The organism is Thioalkalivibrio denitrificans, from assembly GCF_002000365.1.
GTDB classification, from domain to species: domain Bacteria; phylum Pseudomonadota; class Gammaproteobacteria; order Ectothiorhodospirales; family Ectothiorhodospiraceae; genus Thioalkalivibrio_A; species Thioalkalivibrio_A denitrificans.
Genome location: NZ_MVBK01000115.1, coordinates 1 through 1,555, shown reverse-complemented (window position 1 = coordinate 1,555; position 1,555 = coordinate 1). Strand labels below are relative to the sequence as shown.

Below are 1,555 nucleotides of genomic sequence, written 5' to 3'. Positions count from 1 at the left end.
CCTGTCCGTGCCCGGGATCATCGAGGAGGTGCTCGAAGGCCACGGCTGGAGCGCCGATGCCTGGCGCCTGGAACTGCAGGACGACTACCCGGCGCTGGAGCTCACCGTGCAATGCGCCGAGAACGATCTGCACTTTCTCAAGCGCCTGATGGCCCGCCACGGCCTCTACTACCGCTTCGAGCAGGACGACGCCCAGGCGGTCCTCGTCATCCATGACACCGTTGAAGGACTGCCGGAGGCGCCCGTCGGGACACTGCCCTACATCCCGCTCAAGGGCGAGAACCGGGGCCATGACGCCGTCCACCGGCTGGAGGCCCGGGCGTGGCTCCTCACCGAGTCCGTCAACCTGCGCGACTACAACCCCGAAACGCCCGCCACCGCCCTCGTGGCCGATGCGGCCAACGCGGCCGAGGTCCCCGGCGCGGGCGAGTGCCGCCACTGGGGCGAACACCTGCGCGACCCGGACGGCGCGGCACGGCTTGCGCGCCTGTGCGCCGAGCGCCTGGCCTGGCGCCGCCAGGTGCACATCGCGCATACCGACCACCGCGGCCTCGCCCCCGGTATGCGCATCACCCTCGCGGACCATCCCCAGGCGGCCTGCAACATCACCTACACCGTGGTGAGCCTGCGCATCAGCGCGGACCAGCGCGCCGCGCTGCCCATGGGGGGCGAGGAGATCGGCCCCACCTTCGAGGCCGAGGTGACGCTCATCCCCGCGAGCGTGTGCTTTCGCCCCGAGCCCCTGAGCCCGCCGCAACTGGGGCGCGTCTCCGCGCGCATCGAAAGCCGCGGCGGCGACTACGCCCATCTGGACGAGCACGGCCGCTACCACCTGCGCTTCGACTTCGACGAGCGTGACAACCCCGAGGCCGAGGCGAGCCACGCGGTGCGCCTTGCGGCGCCGTTTGCCGGCGACGGCTACGGCTTTCACTTCCCGCTGCTCAAGGGCACCGAGGTGCTGGTCACCTTCGAGAACAACGATCCCGACCGCCCGGTGATCCTCGGCGCGTTGCACAACCACGCCCAGCCCTCACCGGTCAACGCCGCCAACGCCAGCCAGAACATCCTGCGCACGCCCGGCGGAAACGAACTGCTCATGGACGATCAGCGCGGTGCCGAGCGCATCGCGCTCACCACCCACGACGAACAGCACGGCCTGCTCATGGACGCCACCGAGGGTGCGCATCGGCTCTCCCTGCGCACCGAGCAGGGCGACATGGACTGGTACGCGGGCGAGGGGCTCACGCTCGAATGCGGTGCGGACCAGACCGTGCAGGTGGGCGGCGATCAGAACGTCACCGTCGAGCAGGGTCAGCGCCTCGTCACCAAGCACGCCGGCATCGACTACCAGGCGGCCACGGATCTTCGGCTTACGGCGAAGGAGACCGTGCGCTTTGAAGCCGAGACCGCCGACATCGCCCAGCGCGCCGAGCGCGATGCCGCCATCGAGGCGGGCCGGCACATGCGCCTCAACGCCCGGGGCGGGGACATGGACTGCCTGGTGGAGCAGGGCGCCGCGCGCATCCGCGCGAAAGGCGAGATCCAGTGCCTGAGC

The 1,555-nt window shown here is 70.7% G+C and carries 1 protein-coding gene; it reads left to right on the top strand.

The window, feature by feature from the left end:
• Positions 1–1,555 (top strand): type VI secretion system Vgr family protein (locus B1C78_RS15655; protein WP_077280105.1); only part of this gene is annotated, 1,555 nt, incomplete at both ends.